Here is a 1,142-nt window from a genome sequence, read left to right as displayed (position 1 = left end):
CTTTGTAAGAGCGTATTTTTAGTCTGATATTCAGGGCATACTTCAATCAACTTCACGAGTTTTTGTTCGATGTTGGTGATTTGATTTTTTATCGCAGTGAGCATGGGTTTGATGGTTGAATGCAAGGTTTTGGGCAGTATCTGCAAGCGGTTCTTTTCCATCGTTTGCATAGATAGGAGCTGGTTTCTCCTGATGACTAAATCACTCATTAAACGTATATTTTCCGCCTTGATAATGGTGATTTCAGGCTTAATGGCGTCGCCATAATGTGCGATTAACTCAGCATCTAACCGGTCATTTTTCGCTCTTCGGCCAATGGCGCCGGCGAAGCGTTTAATGTGCACAGGGTTGGCGCGTACGATGGGTAAATTGGCTTCAATACACGCGATCACAAAGGGCATTTCTAATCGGCCAGTGGCTTCAATGATGATGCGCTCAGGCTGATATGGCTTGATGATTTTCAATGCATCTTTAATGCCTTTATCAGTGTTTGGCACAGAGAAGAAGTGCGCAGTTGGTCTGACGTAGATGTCGAGTTGCGCTTTGCCGGTATCGACGCTGATGTAGATGTTTTGATTGGATGCAGTATTCATAATAAGCTAACTCTTGTTTGCGTAATACGGGTTCGAGACCCAGTCGAGTATTCGAGTTTGGTGCTTGGAGTTCTAAGGTGCGTTCATGTTTGTTATCGGTCTCTCGACAGAGGAGCCAGCGTTCAATCGAACTGCACATTAGAAAGCTTTAGTTGCAGCTAAAGCCTGGGTCTCACTTTACCCAAATACGGGTGAGATTATCCATACAAACGCTTCAAGAGGGATTCGTAAACGTGTGCCATTTTCGCTTCGCTACAATTTGGGCACACATTCACTCACCCCTTAAGCGGGCGTTAAGTTTCTAGAAAAGTGTTCGGGAAGAAAGGAAATGTAATGAAAAAGATTTTTTTAACTTCATCTTTCGTGGATGTGGCAGATTTATTCGTGGAGTTCGCCGAGGAAAAATGCGCAGGAAAAACTGTTACATTCATACCTACGGCGAGTCTTGTCGAAGATGTTACATTTTATGTGGATGCTGGCAAAAAGGCCCTTGAAGAACGCGGGCTAATTGTTGACGAACTTGAAAGCTAATTGTTGACGAACTTGAAA

2 protein-coding genes are annotated in these 1,142 nt (G+C 43.6%); one reads left to right on the top strand and one right to left on the bottom strand.

What is annotated here, in order from left to right; genetic code table 11:
* On the bottom strand, positions 1 to 593 hold a 593-nt coding region (locus tag BZG78_RS15255; protein ID WP_158011815.1), incomplete at its 3' end, for a transposase.
* A gap of 333 nt (positions 594 to 926) precedes the next feature.
* On the opposite strand from BZG78_RS15255, the gene BZG78_RS15250 reads away from it, so the two are divergent.
* Positions 927 to 1,124, top strand: coding sequence for a Type 1 glutamine amidotransferase-like domain-containing protein (locus BZG78_RS15250; protein WP_077661694.1), 198 nt, complete (start codon positions 927 to 929; stop codon positions 1,122 to 1,124).
* Positions 1,125 to 1,142 lie beyond the last annotated feature (18 nt).

The sequence above is a fragment of the Salinivibrio sp. MA351 genome (assembly GCF_001996065.1).
Taxonomy (GTDB): domain Bacteria; phylum Pseudomonadota; class Gammaproteobacteria; order Enterobacterales; family Vibrionaceae; genus Salinivibrio; species Salinivibrio costicola.
The sequence above is the reverse complement of the archived record's forward strand: the minus strand, read 5'-3'. Positions and strand labels throughout refer to the sequence as shown.

Coding starts and splice junctions, on each gene's coding strand:
- BZG78_RS15250 (WP_077661694.1), top strand. CDS start 927: ATGAAAAAGATTTTTTTAACTTCATCTTTCGTGGATGTGGCAGATTTA.